Below are 17,743 nucleotides of genomic sequence, written 5' to 3' on the forward strand. Positions count from 1 at the left end.
AAAACAAGATGATTGGCAAGGACCTACATTTTTAATTGCCGAAACATACATTTTCTACTTGCCAAATACATAAGGTGTCCTACGATAAGAAGGTTCAGTTCAACTTATTAAGCAGCTGTTCAATGATCCTGCCGTTTCAACGATATTGAACTGCTGCGATTGTGATCGTGAAGGAACTAATATCTTCTATTCCATCTCCTACATGACCGGTGCGAGGAATAAGACGATTAAGCGCCTATGGATCAATTCATTGGAAGTTGATGAGGTACGTAAAGGATTCAATAACCTTCAGGATAATAAAAAAGATCTGCTGCTTTATTACGAAGCAAAAACACGACAAGTTAGTGACTGGCTTGTTGGAATGAATGGACGTCGGCTTTATAACTTTCTATCTGAGCGAGAAGAGGAGTATAAATATGCTGATTGAATCAGCTTAATATCCGACAAACTATTTCGCTGAAAATCCTCAACAATTTATAGTTACATGGCTCACCAAATCACTTAACGCAAACATAAGTTTTATTAAATATAAGTTTCATTATTTTACACTGAGCATATCTAAAATAGACAGGGTGCGCAAACTCCCAGTCAATTGCAGCGGACATCCGCTTGAAGAGCGGTTGGCCTGTATTCGGTGTTTGTTCAGAAAAGTAATCACCTCACACGTAGCTAGAGCGGAGGGTGGTTACTTTTTTTGGGTGGCTAATGCAATGATTGCCGCAGGACGCGGTGTACGTAGTCAGCCTTTCTTCTAAATCAGGGATTGCCAACCGCCCATCCGCTTACTGTCACTGCTTCTTTAGTTGATTTATACTTGCCTCCCTCCCCATTCATTCGCATTCTTTGTAACTCTATGAGATAATTAGAACACCTGTACTACCACTGAAACGAGGTGCTGTCATGAAACCGGTGATCCTCGCCGAAAAGCCGTCGCAGGCAAAGGCGTATGCTGATGCGTTCTCGGCGCGCAAGCATGAGGGCTATATGGAGATCCTTCCGTGTCCGGTGTTTCCGGAGGGGGCTTTTTTGACATGGGGTGTCGGCCACCTGGTTGAGCTGAAGGAACCACATACGTACAATCCTTCCTGGAAACGGTGGTCGCTCGGCAGTCTTCCGATCTTGCCGGAGCGCTATGAGTTCGAGGTGTCGAAGGGGAAATACAAGCAGTTCCAAGTCGTGAAAAAGCTGATGAAGAACACCGATACGGTCATCAATGCGTGTGACGTGGACCGAGAAGGGTCGAATATCTTCTATAGTATCTACAACCAGACGGGGGCCCGCGGACAGACCATCAAGCGGCTGTGGATCAATTCGCTCGAGGCGGATGAAGTGCGGAAAGGATTCGAGAACCTGCGCGACAACCGGAAGGACCTGCAGCTGTATGAAGAGGCGAAGTCGCGCCAGATCAGCGACTGGCTCGTCGGTATGAATGGCTCTCGTCTGTATACGCTGTTGCTGAAGGCGAAAGGCGTGCAGGAAGTGTTCCCGATCGGGCGCGTGCAGTCGCCGACGGTGTACTTGATCTACCAGCGGCAGCGGGAGATCGAGACGTTCGTGTCGGAGCCGTTCTTTGAAGCGGAAGCGTTGTTCACTGCAGCTGGCGGGACGTATAAAGGGAAAGCGAAGCTGAAGGAACCGAAGCGGGAGCTGATCGCAGACGCGCTGAACAGCCGGAACATCACGAAGCGGTCACCCGGTGTGATCACCGAGCTGAAGACGTCGGACAAGCGTATGCCGCCGCCCCAACTCCATTCCCTTTCGACGCTGCAGGCGACGGCGAACCGGCGCTGGAAAGCCAGTCCGGCGACTGTTCTTAAGACGATGCAGACACTGTACGAGAAAAAGCTCGTGTCCTACCCACGGACAGACACGCGGCACATTACGCCGAGTGAGTTCAATTACTTGGCGGCGGCTGCCGTGGACTATCAGCAGCTGATCGGACAGCCGTTCGACATCGTGTCGAAGTCGCCGAAGAAACGTTTCGTCGACAGCTCAAAAGTGCAGGAGCACTATGCGATCATCCCGACAAAGAAAGTGCCGACTGCGGCCACCATTGCGAAGCTGTCGCCGCTTGAACGCAACCTGTACGAAGAAGTCGTCCGGACCGCGCTTGCGATGTTCCACCAGGATTATTTGTACAGCGAGACGAAAGTAACGACAGACGTCAACGGACTGCCGTTCTTCACGACGGGCAAGACAGAGGTGGACAAGGGCTGGAAAGAGCTGTTCGCCGCGCCGCTGAAGAAAGGCAAGGACGCAGAAGATCCCGCCCTGCCGCCGCTCGTGAAGGAGGAGACCGTCCAGAGCGAAATCGGCATCAAGGAAGGGGCGACCCAGCCGCCGAAGCCGTACACGGAAGGCCAGCTGATCGCAATGATGAAAACATGCGGGAAGCTCATCGAAGACCAGAGCGAGACGGACATCCTGAAAGAGATCGAAGGGCTCGGGACGGAAGCGACGCGGAGCGGTATCATCGAGACGATCAAGAAGCACGGCTATATTTCCGTGACGAAGAATATCGTCTCCATCACCGACAAAGGCCGGGTGCTCTGCCAGGCGATCGAAGGCAGTCTGCTTGCGAGCCCGTCGATGACCGCGAAATGGGAGACGTATCTGAAGAAAATCGGCAACGGCGAAGGAACGGGCACCCACTTCCTCGACAGCGTGTCGAAGTTCATCCGCAAACTGCTGGATGATGTGCCGAAGCAGCTGGAGCAGCAGACGATCGACATCGTGCTGCCGCCGAGGAAAGCGTCCGGCCGGAAATCGTATACAGCGGTGGAAGTCGCGCCGTGCCCGGCATGCAAGGAAGGGACGATCGTTGCCCGTAAGGACTTCTACGGCTGCAGCAACTATAAGAACGGCTGCAAGCAGACATTCCCCGGCGTATTTCTGAAAAAGAAAGTGACGCCGGCGCAAGTGAAACTGCTCTGTACGATAGGCAAGACGAATGTCATCAAAGGCTTCACATCATCCGCCGGCAAGAAGTTCGATGCATCGCTCGAGCTGAAGGACGGCAAGCTGAATCTCGTGTTTCCGAACGCTGAAAACAACGCATGAAAAAATAGGCGGTGAGAAGGGATGGTCCCCTCTCGCCGCCTGTTTTTTTACTGTATCGATTTTAGTTCGCTGACCATCTTGCCTGACTTGTCGACCGTCTTTACTCGCCCGATCCCTTTAACATAGTAGGATTTATAGCCTTTTTCGTTCGTGACTTCTACGGCCGTTGTGAATGTCTTGTACGGAGTCTTCACGGTTTTGCTGACACCCGTGATGGTTTCCCTCCCTTGCATATCCATGCCGGGCTGCCACTTGTACCCTGCCTTAACAGGATAGGTCAGCACCTGCTCGGATTCGGACATCGGGAACACCATGAAGAGCCCCTCTTCTGTTTCTCTCTGATCCAGGTGGAAAACCGATCCGTCCCCCGTGTCCTTGAATTCCCATAGATAGCCACTGAATATCACGTCTGCAGGTTTGATGGACACCCTTTTGTAGGCGACATGCATTTCACCTTTCTGCTGAGCGTAAATATATGTCTTTGTCAGGTCATAGGCATAACCGTCTTTGCTGAGCGTCCGCTGTTTGAACACGTTGTTGAGACTGCGCGCCAGGAAGGCGGAAAACTGCTCACGCGTGACATTCGCGGTAGGGCGGAAGGTTCCGTCCGGGTAGCCCGTGACGATATGCGCCCCTGCCATGGTTGCGATTGCCATGTGGGCATTCATCTGGTATCCGACATCGCTGAATGTACCATAGCTTCCAGCCATGAGACCGTACGACCTTTCCAGGATGATCGCCATGTCGCCGCGCGTGATTTTGTTGTTCGGGCGGAACGTGCCGTCTGCATAACCGTTGATGAGGCCGCGGTCTGCAGCCGCTGCGATGTAGCCGCTTGCGCCGTAGTCTTTGCCGACGTCCTTGAATTTCGTGTTGCGCGGCGTGCTGTTCAGCTTCAGCATACGGCTGACCATGATGGCAGCTTCGCCGCGGGTGACATCTTTCGCCGGCTGGAATATGCCGTTCGAATAGCCGCTGATGATGTCTTTGCTGACGAGGAAATTGATTTCATCGTGGAAGCGATTCGTTTTCGGCACATCCGGGAAACTGGCTGCCGCTGCCGGCTGTGCTGCCAGTACGAACGACAAGCCGAGAACGGTCAGCAAAGTGAGCAGACGTTTCATGCAATCACTCCTTTAGTTTCCTGTTTCCTTAATCATACCAATCTCTTGGGACCTTAACAACATATTTCCAGAGGATATACTCTATTCTTTCATTTGCTGAGCAATTAATCTGCTCCCTTAATGGAGTTAGTCCCAAGAGCCTGCGGTTGCTTGAGCGGTTCTTGTGTCATCTTGAGCGGTTCATGAAGTTGCTTGAGCGGATTGGAGTTTGCTTGAGCGGCTCGCTGTGTCACTTGAGCGTTTCACCATGTATCTTGAGCGCTTTACAGGATTGCTTGAGCGTTTCCTGCCCCGCCGTGACCGAAAAGGCGGAGTCCGCCATTCCCTCTTAGTTTTGAATTGGGGGAAGACCCATTCGGCGCGAATCGAGATAGTTCGGAGCATGGGGATGGCCGCGGCAATTGAGCGGTTAGCCGGGCTAATCGAGCGGTTAGGCATCGCAATTGAGCGGTTAGCCGGGCCAATTGAGCGGATGGACCGCTCGCTTGGCCGTTCGTCGTGCGGTACAATGGAGAAAATTGCTTTTCAACGGGGGAATGGCACGATGGTGAAGAGACGTTACCGGAATATGGATCCGGATGCGCGGCCGGCGACGTTCGGTGAGCTGATGCGCTGGCGCCGGGAGCGGGCCCGGAAGAAGAAGGACATGCGTTTTAAGATCGGCCAGGCGCGCGAGAAGAAGCCGGATTATTTATTGCAGAACCGTAGCGACTTTACATTGACGTGGATCGGCCATTCGACGTTCTTGATCCAGATGGACGGGCTGACGATCATCACCGATCCGGTATTTGCGGGACGGATGGGGCTGGACCGCCGGCTGGAAAAACCGGGCCTGATGCTTGCGGAACTGCCGCCGGTGGATGTCGTCTTACTGTCCCATTCCCATTATGATCATATGGACGCCGGGTCTTTGCGGCGCCTGAAAGGCAATCCGATCCTGCTTGTGCCCGACGGTCTCGGCCCGAAAGTCCGCAAGCTGATGAAACGGAATACGGTCCATGAGGTTTCATGGGGCGGCCATGTGCGTATCGGCCCTCTCACCTTCCACTCGGTTCCTGCACAGCACTGGACGAAGCGGTCGCTGACGGATACGAACACGTCGCACTGGTGCGGCTGGGTGATCCAGCCGGCTGTAGGGAATGCCGGGCGGACTGTCACTGTCTATTTCGCCGGTGACAGCGGCTATTTCGGAGGGTTCCGCGGAATCGGCGACCAGTTCCCGGATATCCGCTATGCCCTCCTGCCGATCGGTGCTTATGAACCGGAATGGTTCATGGGCGCGCAGCATATGACGCCGGAGGAGGCCATCCGGGCGTTTTCCGACGTGAAGGGCCGCGTGTTCGTCCCGATGCACTACGGGGCGTATCATCTTGCGGACGACACGACGGAAGAAGCGCTGGACCGGCTGCTTGCGGAGTGGCGGCGGCGCGGATTCGGACCGGAACGGCTGCGGCTGTTCAAGCACGGTGAGACACTGATCGAAACGATGGAATAGAGACTCCCCGTCCTTGATCCCCACTAAACAAAAGCACCTTTCCCCTCAAAGGAAAAGGTGCTTTTTTGTATTATGTGCGGTCCCAGAAACGCATCTGTGCCACGGCTGCGGTGAATTCTTCGCCGAAGTTCTGGCTGCTTCCGGCAAAGACGACACCGGCCATGTTATTGTTCTCCGTCATTTGCAAATACTTCTGTCCGGACGCCGCCACGCCGATCGGCTTGTAGTGTTTGTAGGCGACGCTGATATATTCGTTCATGTCGTAATTGAATTTATCCGCGTTTTTCGGTGTGCCGCCGACGACGTAGAGGGAGTCCATCAAATACGGGCTCGTCGTCAGGAACGTTTCGTCCACTTTCAGCTTGGTGCCGTCGCTGCCGGTCACCGTGCCAAGCGTTTCACTGATGATCACGACGAATACACCGTATTTCTCCAGGACATCCAGCGTCTGTTTGACTGCATTCGTATCGAATCCATTCGTGATCAGCACGCCGACTTTCTGGGAATACGCATACTTCGGTGAGCTCGCCTGGCTGAGGGACGGGTACTTCGTCGAGACGGGGACGTTCGTTCCTTCCGGCCGCTTGACGCCGATATTGTCTGCGACGATATTCGCCATTTCCTTATCGACCTTCACGAGCATGTCGACGTTCTGCTGGCGGACCGATTCACTCTGGACACAGCCGAGCTGGAAGCTGAGTGCCTCGATCATGTGCTGCTTTTCAATCGGTGTGAGACTGTTCCAGAAGATCCGTGGCTGTGAGAAGAAATCATCGAACGACTTGCTGCGGGCGCGGATGACGTGCCCTTCCACTTTCTTCGGATAGGAGGCGTATCCTCCCTCTTCCGGCGGCACCGTGTACGGAGTGTTGCCGTCGATCGAGTTGTTGTGGTAGTTCGTCTGGTCCGCATCGATCCGGTACCTCATGAAGCCTTTCCGCGTATTGTTGGTGAACGGACAGAGCGGCCGGTTGATCGGCAGGTCCTGGAAGTTCGCGCTGCCGAGCCTGTGATACTGCGCACTTTGGTATGCCATGAGCCGCCCCTGGAGTACGGGGTCGTTCGAGAAGTCGATGCCTGGCACGACGTTCGCCGGGTTGAACGCCACTTGTTCGAGCTCAGCGAATTCGTTGTCGACGTTCCGGTTCAACGTCATTTTCCCGATCAGCTGGACGGGGATGAGTTCTTCCGGCCAGAACTTGGACGGGTCCAGAATATCGAAGTCGAACTTGAATTCATCCTCCTGTGCCAGGAGCTGCACGCCGAGTTCGTATTCCGCGTAGGCCCCCCGGTCGATCGCTTCCCGCAGATCCCGGCGGTGATAATCGGGATCGATGCCGCCGATCTTCTGGGCTTCGTCCTGCAAGATGGAGTGCGTGCCGAGGACCGGTTTCCAGACGAAGCGCACGAAAGTGGCGACCCCTTGTTCGTTGACGAACAGATAGGTATTGATCGACCAGGATTCCATCATCCGGTAACTTCTCAGGATACCGCGGTCGGACATGACCCACAGCGTCATGTGGAGACCTTCCTGGTTGTTCGCCACGTAGTCCCAGAAATTATCATGCGCGCCTGCAGCTGTCGGCATGCCGCTCCGCGGTTCCGGCTGGTACGCATGCAGGGCGTCCGGGAACTTCATGGCGTCCTGGTTGATGAGCACGGGCATGGCGATCGTCGTCAGGTCGTAGTTGCCCTCTTCCGTGTAGAACTTCACGCCTTTACAGCGCAGATCGCGGGCCGTGTCCTTCGATCCGCGGGGACCCTGAACGGTCGAGAAGCGGACGAACAACGGTGTTTTCTTACCGGCTTCCTGCAAGAACCCGGCTTTCGTATACTCTTTCATCGATTTGTAACACTCGAATTCACCGTGGGCGCCGTACCCTCTTGCGTGCACTTTGCGCTCCGGGATCGGCTCCCGGACGAAGTGCGACATCTTTTCAAAGAATTCATAATCCTGGCGCAGTGACGGACCCCGGATGCCCGCCTTCAGCTGGTCCTCATCATTCGAACGCTTCAGCGATTGGTTCGTCGTCAGAGGATTGCCGGCATTTCGGATGCGGAATTCCTCCAGTTGTTCGAGCTTACGGTTCGTGACCAATTCGTTATGTTCATCGGAAAATCGATTATCCATATATGCGCACCTTTCTCAGCGAGTTTTTCAACCATTTACAGTGTATGCATCGTTGGGCTGCCGGATGACTGACCTCCATAAACGTGTTGTATTTATTAGAATTAACTGTATAATGAGTTATTCACCACTAGAAATTTTATGGAAAACCGTTATAAAGGGGAAGCTGGGATGAATCGAACTTATTTAACGCACGAATTTCTGATGACCGCCGCCAGTAAACGGACCATTCCGTTCCTGCTGTTCATCGGCATCGTCCTTCTAAGTTATTGTTTCTTGCTCGTGCCGAACCGGGAAACTGCCGAAACACTGCATCCTGACGAGACGCGCTCCTACTTGACGAAGCTGGAAGTGGAACAGGAACAGCGTCTGGAAAGCGGCCACACGGGCATCGTCCTTATGACAGGCGAGCCGGTTTTTGCCAGGAACGCCTATTACCATGGTCTGTTCTCCGCCCTCCTGAACTCGTACGAGGATCGTAACTTCCTCCGTTATCTGCATCTGCGCGCCAGCTACTTGGAATCCGACCCTTCCGTCTACACACGGGATGACACCCTTTTCAGCAACTCCCCATTCCCTGTGAAAGACCGGGAGCACCTGTATCACCAGACGATGCTCCGTTACGGAGATTTCTTGTCCAATGACCGGGAGATCACGGAGGGGCTGCTTTTTGAAAAGACCGGTATCCAGTCACTGCAAGTCTTCCTGCAGACGTACGGATTTTTCTTCATCCTCTTCTGTGCGGTCTATTTCAGCAGCGACCTTCTGTCCCGGGACCGTTCGCACCGGACTGTCCTGCAGGGTCTTCCGATTTCCTGGTACCGACAGCTGAACCTGAAGTCGCTTTCCGCATTCCTGTACACACTGCTTGTCATCATCGGGGTGCTGGCTGCGGGGTCCCTGCTGCTTGCTGTCCAATATGGTATCGGGCCATTCAATCTGGACGTGCCGATCATGACAGCCCAGCAGACATTCTCCATCGATGAATACGGAGTGATGAGCATCCTCAAATTTCTCGGCCTGTCGCTGCTGGCCGTCCCGCTGCTCGTCTTTCTCGTGATTCGTCTGAACGTCATCCTCGGCCTGCTGTTCAAGAATGAATGGATCGTTCTTCTGCTCGGTACACTGGCAGTCTTTTCCGAACGTCTGTACGCCACCCGGTCGACGAGGGAACTGGCGGGCATCGACGTCAGCTATTTCCCCCAGACGTATTTCGACTTCGGGAAAATCGTGACAGGCGAGAAGAATTTCCTGCTGAACACGGAGACAATCACTCTCGGGAAAGGTTTTGCAGTGCTGCTGATCACCCTGCTCATACTTGAAACCATTCTGTTCGTCCTGTCCCGCGTGATCACCAAGCGGCGTCTCTATCAGTCCCGCTGACATTACACAGAAGGAATGAGTCTGCCAATGAAACGCTATTATCTGTTATTCGAATTGAAGATGCTTATCCACAACCGGAAAAACTGGCTTCTCGGCTTGGCGCTGGTCCTCTTCTTTCCCCTGTATCACGGCCAATACAGTCAACAGCCTATTGAATCGCTGAAAGACAAGAAGAACGAAGAGGCGGATCAATACAACTCGATCTTCAAAGCGTTCCCGGAAGAGATGCGGGAAACGGAAGAAGGGAAGAAGATCTATGACAACCTCACGGAACAGGCTTCCCTCGTGAACATGCAGCGTTTCTATTTGTGGGATGACACGCAGGACGACGACTATATTGAAGACGGGCTGCGGCTGAACGAATTGCGCTTGGAACTTCACGCGGCGGGCAACAAGGGGGTCCATCCGAGTTTTGTCGTATCTGAGGAAGCGATCGAAAAAGAACTCGCCCTGCTGAACTATTACAGGGCGAAGGATGTGCCAGTCGTCTCCGACCCGTTCGTCGCCAGTCAGTATGTCCCCGCGGCACTCGATCTGATCAGCGGGATCCCTTTCAGTCTCTTCGTCCTGCTGATCGGGAGTACCATGCTGCTTCATGACCGGCTGAACCGTTCCGTCATGAGCGGGCTGCCGATCCCCTACATGCAGCGGGTGGGTGCAAAAGTGGGGCTCCACCTGATCACCATCACCGTATTTCTGTCGGCCGCCATACTTATCGGATGGGTGTCCACGGGACTGAAAGCGGGCTGGGGCAGTGCTGTCTCCCCTGTCCTGCTCTATTCCGGCGGGACGTACACCGCCGTGTCCGCCGTCCGGTATGTGCTGCTGCAGTCGGTATCGTTCCTGCTCATCGGACTGCTGCTGCTCGTTCTCCTTTTGCTCCTGCAGGAACTGACAGCAAACACCTACGCAGCCGTGCTGGCCATCGTTTCCCTGCTGCTGCTGCCTTCCCTGCTGTACGCGGCAGGAGTGCCGCCGGTCGGCTGGCTGTCTCCGCTGGCGATGGCGGATACCGGGGCTGTCCTGAGCGGAGAGGCAGCTATCCGGTTCGGAAGCGGCTCCATGGACTATGTGCACGCTTTCTTCTGGTTCATCGGACTGACGCTTTTCCTGCTGGCCGTCCTGTATACGCTCAACCGACTGCGGTACGTACGGCGGACGTCCGTACAGCGGATTGTCAACTAACTTCGAGGAGGTACAGCCATGTTAAAACTGACGGACATCTCGATCGCCTATCCAGGCAAAGTGATCCTGGACAGCTTGACGTTCACAGCGGAAGAGGGTGAGATCATCGGTGTTGCCGCCCCGAACGGTACCGGCAAGACGACCTTGTTCAATATCATCGCAAACTATACGAAGCCGGATTCCGGGCAAGTGCTGTTCAATGGAAAGTATGCCTACCGCAACGAAAAAGAAGAAGTATTGATCCACAGGCAGCTGACGACGTTTCCGGAACAGAAGGACCTGTTCGACGAATTGTCAGGAGTGGATCACCTGAAGCTGTACGCGTCCATGTGGAACGGGTCGTCCAAGCGCGTCCCCGCCATCATCGCCCGGCTTCAGATGGGGCATTACGTCAAGAAGAAAGCCAAGACCTATTCACTCGGCATGCGCCAGCGGCTCTGTTTCGCCATGATGATGGCCGCCGATACCCCCGTCATGCTGATGGATGAAGTGATGAACGGCTTGGACGTCGCAAACGTGGCGCTGATTTCGGAATGCCTGGCGGACATGAAACAGGAAGGGAAGCTGGTCTTCGTCGCCTCCCATCTGCTCGAGAACCTCGACCTGTATGCAGACCGGGTCATCTTCCTGAAAGACGGGCGGATTGTCCATGAACAGCAGCTGACCCAGGAACGGGATGTCTACTTGAAAGCGGAACTGCCTCCTGAACAGTATAGCCGGCTTCAGAAAACCGGCACACTGCCCGCCGGCCATCTGTACATCGCCCGCCATCTGCTCTGTCTTCCATTGGAAGGCATGGTCATACATGAACAGACCCAGTGGATGGAGCGACTGCTGAAGATTAGCAGTGAAAAGATGACGGTGGGACCGCTCGGAACGGTGGAGTACTATGAAAAATATTATTCGTAACGCCTTCCTCCTCTTGGTGCTGCTCCTATGTGCCGCCGGGTGCCAGCAGAAGGGGATTCCCTCCACGGAATCCGTCGTCCGCTACAGCCAGGGTTACGAACTGACGGGCCGTGAGAAAGAAAAGCTGGTCGGTCCCGTCCACCCCGGCCTATTTGCCGCGGCAGACCGGAACAATCCGGGTGCCGGACAGGTTTCCATCCCCGTCGTTCCGAAGACAGGGGAATCCATCGAACTGCCCGCCGGACGCTATATGATCACCGGTTACCCGACCGGCAATATCTATGTTCTGGATGCGGAAGGAAAAACTGTTCTGCGTGAGATTGTCGGCGATTATGCCGGCGCTCACAGTCTGACCGTTTCAATTGAGGAGTCTTATACCATCCGTGCTGACGGCGGGTTCGATTCGGTAGAGGTCACTCCGGCTGCCACTTCCCTGCAGAACGTACTGACTGCCGGTATATGGGAAGTCGGCACGGATATCGCCCCCGGGCGGTATACCATCTCGCTGGACGAAACCTATGGCTATCTGCAAGTGCTCGAAGAGGGAAAGGAGCCCCTGCTGTATGAGCTGGTCGGCGGGACTGCAGGCCGGACGGAAGGGTCAGTTGAGCTGAAAGAAGGCCAATGGCTACGGGTGACGGAGACGGGCGCGATCACGTTCACCCCTGCCGGCCGTTGACTTTTTGGAACTGTAAATGAACCGCTATCCTTCCTTCGGGGAAGGGGCGGTTTTTCTATTCATCCAATGAAAATACCTTATGTAACTATAATATTGCATATCTTCTGTCTATTTGGTACCTTGTATTAATAGAGAGGCTGGACAAGTCATTCACGGCGGATGCTCATTGGGGGATGAGTGTGCGGAGGAACCCAGCAGCTCGCACGAACTGATAAAGGGGATGAGCAGGTGACGGTCGAATTGAAAGAGTCCCGGGTCCGGGATGCACAGGAACTGCCTCGGACGACGGATGGAAAACTGGATTATGAACGGATCATCGAAACACCGGAGTTCAAGAAGCTGATCAGGAAGAAGAACCGCTTCATCACTCCTTATACGATTGCGTTTTTCGCAATCTACCTGCTGCTGCCGGTGCTGACCAGCTATACGAAAATCCTGGAGGTGCGCGCCATCGGCTGGATGACGTGGACATGGGTTTACGCTTTCGGGCTGTTTGCCATGGTCTGGATTTTCACACAGATCTACGTGAAAAAGGCACGGGAATTCGACGAAGATGTTGACCAGATCATTGAAAAACACGTTCGGGACTAAAGGGGGATTTTTGTATGAGCGGGATATCCATCGCTATCTTTTTTGCTGTGATTTTATTGACACTATACATTACATACTGGGCTGCCAAACAGACGACGACAGCCAGTGACTTCTATACGGCGGGCGGATCGCTTTCCGGCTGGCAGAACGGCATGGCCATCGCCGGGGACTACTTGTCGGCCGCTTCGTTCCTCGGCATTGCCGGGGCCATTTCACTAAACGGTTTCGACGGATTCTATTACAGCGTCGGCTTCCTGACCGCCTATCTCGTCGTGCTGTTCCTCATTGCGGAGCCGCTCCGGAACCTCGGGAAGTATACGATGGCTGACATGATCGGATCCCGTTTCGGGGCCAAGAAAGTCCGCGGGGCGGCAGCACTCAACACGATCACGATCGTCTTGTTCTACATGCTTGCACAGCTCGTCGGAGCCGGCGCGCTCATCAAGCTGCTGTTCGGCATCGAGTATTGGATCTCCGTCATGATCGTCGGGGTCATGATGCTCATTTACGTATTGTTCGGCGGGATGACCGCCACGAGCTGGGTGCAGATCGTCAAAGCGATCCTGCTGATGGTCGGCACGATCGTCATCTCCTTCCTGGTGCTCATGAAATTCAACTTCAACTTCGTCGGCATGTTCGACGTCATGCGTACGGCGACCGACCACGGGGAATCGTTCCTCCATTCCGGTGTCGTCTACAAGGATCCGATCGGCCTGATCTCCGTACTGCTGGCACTGGTGCTCGGGACCGCAGGACTGCCGCACATCCTCATGCGCTTCTTCACGGTGAAGGATGCGAAGACGGCCCGCTCCTCTGTCGTCTATGCGGTTTGGATCATCGGGATCTTCTATGTACTGACCATCTTCCTCGGTTTCGGTGCAGCGAAATTCGTCGGATCGAAAGCCATCATTGCTGAAAACGCAGCTGGCAACATGGCCGCTCCGATGCTCGCCGGTGTGCTCGGCGGAGATGCGCTGGAATCGTTCGTAGCCGCAGTCGCCTTCGCGACGATCCTGGCAGTGGTCGCAGGGCTCGTGCTATCCGGAGCATCCGCGATTGCACATGATCTGTATGCAGAGATCATCATGAAAGGCAAAGTGACTGAAAAGCAGCAGGTGCGTGCCGCCCGTGTTGCAGCAATCAGTGTCGGTATCGTTTCAATCGCGCTGGCACTCGGATCCGAGAAGCTGAACGTCGCGTTCCTCGTGTCCCTGGCGTTCTGTATCGCAGCTTCCGCCAACGTACCGACCATCCTGATGACGATCTATTGGAAAAAGTTCAACACGACTGGCGCTGTGGCGTCGATGCTGACCGGCCTAATCACGGCCCTCGTTCTCGTAGCGATCAGCCCGAACGTCATCAACCCGGTACCGGGCGCCGCCTTCTTCGTCGGCGAACCGCTCTTCCCGTTCGTCAATCCGGCGATCGTCTCGATTCCGGCCGGTTTCCTGGCAGCGATCATCGGGACGTACATCGGTGCGAAACGCCACGAGGAAGCGGAAGTCGCCTATGCAGAAGTCCGGTTCAAAGCGGAGACAGGATACCGCGGATTGTAACTCCGGAATTCATTGACACGCAAAAAGCCCGGCTGTCCGTTTCCATAACGGACAGCCGGGCTTTCAATTATTCTTTCTTATCGGGATTCCGTACGGTCGATCAGGAATGTCATCAGCACGAACAGCGCAAACGCGATCAGCAGGATCGATCCGCCGACGATGTAGAAGATGAGTGCGACTGTTGAGTTGATGTTGAATGGCTGAAGGAACTGCAGCCACATTCCGACGGTCAGGCCGATCGATCCGATGATTGCTGCCCATCCGTGTACAGAAACGAGTTTCACCGCGCGGACACGGTAGATCTTATAGAATACGCCCCATGAGAAAACGGAAAGCCAGCCGACGAGAAGGACGTGTGCGTGAATCGGTTTAAATGCATACGATCCCGATCCAGCCATATGTGATCCCAAGATAGTCCCCACTAATCCGAATAACGCCGCCAGACGTATTAACCGTACACTCCATTTTTCCTGCATGCTGCATTCCTCCTGTGTCGTTCTGATTACTTCTATCATATAACCCGAACATGAACGCAACATGTACAGCACATTACAATTTCGGAAGCGTTATCGTGAAGGCGGTCCCTTCGCCTTTCTCACTGGTCACTGCAATGGTGCCATTATGCAGTTCGACGACTTGCTGTACGATGGACAGGCCGAGACCCGTCCCTTCTGCTGCCTGTGTCCGCGAATCATCCTCCCGGTAGAATCGGTTGAAGATCTGGCCGACATTCTCTTCTGCAATGCCGATACCAGTATCCCGGATGATCACCGTGACCGATGCTTCCGCTGCAGTGAGTGAGACGTCGATCGTGCCGTACTCGTCCGTGTATTTCAGCGCATTCGACAGCAGGTTTTCCCATACCTTCTCGAGGAACGCCGGATCGCCTGTCAGCTCGGCGTCGTCAATCTCCATCGACAGGGAGATCTGCTTATCCTCGAGCAGCCACCGGTATTTGCGGACGGCCTCCTTGAGCTGATCGCTGACACTGTAACGGACCGGTTTCAGCGGACTCATCATCTGATCCAGCGACGTCAAAAGCAGCAGCTGCTTCGTGAGGGACGACAGCCTGTCCGTCTCCGACTGGATCACTTTGGCATAGCCCGCCCGCTCCTCTGCCGGCAGGGATTCATCCAACAGGAGGCCTGCATATCCTTTGATGTTCAGCAGAGGCGACTGGAAGTCATGCGACACATCGCTGATGAACTTCTTACGGATCAAATCATTCTCCCCAAGCCGTTCCGTCATGTTCCGGAAGCTTTCCGCCAGCTGGCCGATCTCATCTTTCTGATCGATCGTCAGGATATTGCTGAACTCCTCTTTTCCGACCTTCTTCGTGGCAAGGGTCAGCTGCGTGATCGGCCGGATCAGTCGTTTTGCGACGATCAGCATGGCCAGAAGACTGGTGATCGCCATGACGATGACCATTCCGCCAAGCAGGTAGTGGACTTCCGTGAAGAGCAGTTTTATATCAGGCCGGAGGAACAGCGCATATTGCTTTCTCCCATAAGTCAGCGGGACACCGACCGTATTTGCGGTTTCATCGGAAAAGAAGCCCGTCACGAATGTCTCAGTCGGGAATTCGCGCATCCCATGATAGACGTTGCCCTTCAATACATCCGACACCCTGTCCGCCGGCAGATTACTGACCCGGAACGGCTGTCCGTACCGCTGCTCATTCGACTCCTTATCGACCAGCAGAAGTTTGTATCCCGCCGTTGCCTGCGTTTCCAAGTATGCCGCAAGATCTTGCGGCTCACTCTCTTCGATATATGAGGCGATCGCCTGGACGATCGCCATATTCTTCGCGTCATTCGAGCCTTTGAAATTCTGGTGGTAGTATGTATTGACGGCAAGGAACGCGGACAGTGCACTGAACGCCATGATCCCAGCCGTATACAGTAGGAACTTTCCGTAGAGGGACCTCATACGGAACCCGTCTCCAACTTATACCCGACTCCCCGCACCGTGACAATCTTGACTTGCTCCGGCAGCCCTGCCAGCTTGTCCCGCAGCCGTTTGATGTGTACGTTCAGCGTCTGCTCGTCCCCTTGGTAATCGTAGCCCCACACCCGCTCCAGCAGCACTTCCCGGGTGAACACCTGGTTGGCCCGGGAGGCGAGGACCGAGAGCAGCTCGAATTCCTTGAGAGGCAGCAGCAGCACTTTCTTGCCGATGGACACCTCATAGGTCTGCCGGTTGATGGACAGCGGTCCCGCTTCGATGAACACATCGACCGCCTTCTCGTACCGCCGCAAGATCGCCCGGATCCTAAACAGCAGCTCCTTCGGCTCGAACGGCTTGACCAAGTAATCGTCAGACCCGGCGAGGAAGCCTTTCTCCTTATCCTCAAGCTCCCCCTTGGCCGTCAGCAGCAGGACGGGGATATCCCAGTCCGATCGGAGTTTTTTTGTCAGCGTATACCCGTCCATCTCCGGCATCATGACGTCAACGACCGCCAAGTCCGGGACCTGCTCTTCGACCTTCTCGAGTGCTTCCTTCCCATGACGGGCCTTGACAACCGAGTAGCCCGCCGCCGAAAGCGTGATTCGCACAAGTTCCACAATGTTCGGATCATCATCCACCGCCAACACAGTCAGCATTCATTCCACCCCTTTCTTCCCGGCCCGGCGGCATTCCGTATTCAGAAGCCCGGATACCAGGATAATGACTGCAGTCATGTACAGCCACACCACTAGCATAATGATACCTGAAAACTGGCCATATAATCTCGTGTAATCCACTGCCGTCACCCAGTCTCCGAACAAATAGGAAAACAGCTGCCACCCGATTGCCGAGAGGACTGCTCCGGGCAGCACGTGGCGAAACAGCACCTTTCCGCTCGGCACGATCTTGTAAAACACGAGAAAGAAGAAGAAGAGGAACAGCGTCCCGAGCCCCCATTTCACCTTCGGCCACAAGAACAACCAGCCTTCCCAGTCGTCCAGCCGGTCGTAATATGAGACGACCTCATGCAGGATGTTTTCGATGAAAGGAAGCAGCAGCGACAGCGGAACAATCAGCATGAACAACAGGGTGACTCCTAAATCACGGAACAGCGAAAGCCAGAACCCCCGCTTCCGCACATAGCCGTTTGCCAAGTCCAGCGAACGGGCCAGCGACTGTACGGTGACAGAAGACAGCCAGAACGCACTGGCCAGACTCAGGTAGAGCCACCTGCCCTTCCCATTCCGCAACACTTCCTGCACATTGTCTTCAATCAGCGCAAACGACTGCTCCGGCAGAAAGGGCCGCAAAAAACGAAAGAGCATCTCCTCATTCACCGGAAATAAGCTCAATAACGACAAAATGAATATGAAGAACGGCAGCATGGAAAGAAGCAAATAATAAGCGGTCTGAGCAGCCTGATCATAGAAACGTTCAGTCAGAAACCGACGCAATACGGTAAGCGCTATATTCAAAGCAAACCCTCGATTCATTATGATAACCAGCAGTTTACCCATCCATATGCACAACGCATGTCATCCCATTATATCTTATTCCATTCTACGTCATCCCTATGCCCGCAGTCCACCAACCTCAGTCGTTCAGCCCCTTGCGCTCATAAATCTAGAAAAGCGCTCATAAATCTAGAAAAGCGCTCATAAATCTAGAAAAGCGCTCATAAATCTA

15 protein-coding genes are annotated in these 17,743 nt (G+C 54.4%); 9 read left to right on the forward strand and 6 right to left on the reverse strand.

Features of this window, described 5'->3' with window-relative positions; all coding sequences use genetic code 11:
• Positions 1-250 precede the first annotated feature (250 nt).
• Entirely contained in the window at positions 251-427 is a 177-nt protein-coding gene (locus NFU03_RS15760) for a hypothetical protein (protein ID WP_309296280.1), read from the forward strand.
• Between the two features lie 473 nt (positions 428-900).
• On the forward strand, positions 901-3,060 hold the full coding sequence (locus NFU03_RS15565) for a type IA DNA topoisomerase (protein WP_251640044.1): 2,160 nt from the start codon (positions 901-903) through the stop codon (positions 3,058-3,060).
• 47 nt (positions 3,061-3,107) lie between these two features.
• Here the strand turns inward: NFU03_RS15565 and NFU03_RS15570 are convergent, their stop codons facing one another.
• Positions 3,108-4,184, reverse strand: a complete 1,077-nt coding sequence (locus NFU03_RS15570) for an S-layer homology domain-containing protein (protein WP_251640045.1) — start codon at positions 4,182-4,184, stop codon at positions 3,108-3,110.
• Positions 4,185-4,728: 544 nt separating this feature from the next.
• Between NFU03_RS15570 and NFU03_RS15575 the strand changes: the two genes are divergently transcribed.
• Positions 4,729-5,679 carry an MBL fold metallo-hydrolase gene (locus NFU03_RS15575; protein WP_251640046.1) on the forward strand — a complete coding sequence of 317 codons (951 nt, stop codon included), beginning with the start codon at positions 4,729-4,731 and terminating at the stop codon, positions 5,677-5,679.
• 70 nt (positions 5,680-5,749) lie between these two features.
• Here the strand turns inward: NFU03_RS15575 and NFU03_RS15580 are convergent, their stop codons facing one another.
• Positions 5,750-7,810 carry a catalase gene (locus NFU03_RS15580; protein WP_251640047.1) on the reverse strand — a complete coding sequence of 687 codons (2,061 nt, stop codon included), beginning with the start codon at positions 7,808-7,810 and terminating at the stop codon, positions 5,750-5,752.
• 168 nt (positions 7,811-7,978) lie between these two features.
• Here NFU03_RS15580 and NFU03_RS15585 point away from each other — a divergent pair, with 168 nt between their 5' ends.
• The 6 genes from NFU03_RS15585 to NFU03_RS15610 all read left to right on the forward strand — a co-directional run bounded on the left by NFU03_RS15585 (position 7,979) and on the right by NFU03_RS15610 (position 14,110).
• Positions 7,979-9,190 (forward strand): hypothetical protein, encoded by a 1,212-nt coding sequence (locus tag NFU03_RS15585; protein WP_251640048.1) that lies wholly within the window; start codon positions 7,979-7,981, stop codon positions 9,188-9,190.
• Positions 9,191-9,217: 27 nt separating this feature from the next.
• Positions 9,218-10,375: a hypothetical protein gene (locus NFU03_RS15590; RefSeq protein ID WP_251640049.1), complete on the forward strand. Its 1,158-nt coding sequence runs from the start codon at positions 9,218-9,220 to the stop codon at positions 10,373-10,375.
• Positions 10,376-10,393: 18 nt separating this feature from the next.
• Complete coding sequence (locus NFU03_RS15595) at positions 10,394-11,284, forward strand: ABC transporter ATP-binding protein (RefSeq protein WP_251640050.1); 891 nt, start codon at positions 10,394-10,396, stop codon at positions 11,282-11,284.
• Positions 11,265-11,963, forward strand: coding sequence for a hypothetical protein (locus NFU03_RS15600; protein ID WP_251640051.1), 699 nt, complete (start codon positions 11,265-11,267; stop codon positions 11,961-11,963). The genes NFU03_RS15595 and NFU03_RS15600 overlap by 20 nt, the downstream gene beginning before the upstream one ends.
• Positions 11,964-12,191: 228 nt before the next feature.
• Positions 12,192-12,554, forward strand: a complete 363-nt coding sequence (locus NFU03_RS15605; protein WP_251640052.1) for a DUF485 domain-containing protein — start codon at positions 12,192-12,194, stop codon at positions 12,552-12,554.
• Positions 12,555-12,568: 14 nt separating this feature from the next.
• Positions 12,569-14,110: a solute symporter family protein gene (locus NFU03_RS15610; RefSeq protein WP_251640053.1), complete on the forward strand. Its 1,542-nt coding sequence runs from the start codon at positions 12,569-12,571 to the stop codon at positions 14,108-14,110.
• A 77-nt stretch (positions 14,111-14,187) separates the two neighbouring features.
• Here NFU03_RS15610 and NFU03_RS15615 read toward each other — a convergent pair whose 3' ends face one another.
• The 4 genes from NFU03_RS15615 to NFU03_RS15630 all read right to left on the reverse strand — a co-directional run bounded on the left by NFU03_RS15615 (position 14,188) and on the right by NFU03_RS15630 (position 17,574).
• A complete protein-coding gene (locus tag NFU03_RS15615) occupies positions 14,188-14,586 on the reverse strand; it encodes a hypothetical protein (protein WP_251640054.1) in 399 nt (132 codons plus the stop codon).
• Between the two features lie 73 nt (positions 14,587-14,659).
• A complete protein-coding gene (locus NFU03_RS15620; RefSeq protein WP_251640055.1) occupies positions 14,660-16,039 on the reverse strand; it encodes a sensor histidine kinase in 1,380 nt (459 codons plus the stop codon).
• Complete coding sequence (locus NFU03_RS15625) at positions 16,036-16,713, reverse strand: response regulator transcription factor (RefSeq protein WP_251640056.1); 678 nt, start codon at positions 16,711-16,713, stop codon at positions 16,036-16,038. The genes NFU03_RS15620 and NFU03_RS15625 overlap by 4 nt, the downstream gene beginning before the upstream one ends.
• Positions 16,714-17,574 (reverse strand): YihY/virulence factor BrkB family protein, encoded by an 861-nt coding sequence (locus tag NFU03_RS15630; protein WP_309296281.1) that lies wholly within the window; start codon positions 17,572-17,574, stop codon positions 16,714-16,716.
• Positions 17,575-17,743: the final 169 nt, after the last annotated feature.

This window comes from Sporosarcina sp. NCCP-2716 (assembly GCF_023707985.1).
Lineage (GTDB): Bacteria > Bacillota > Bacilli > Bacillales_A > Planococcaceae > Sporosarcina.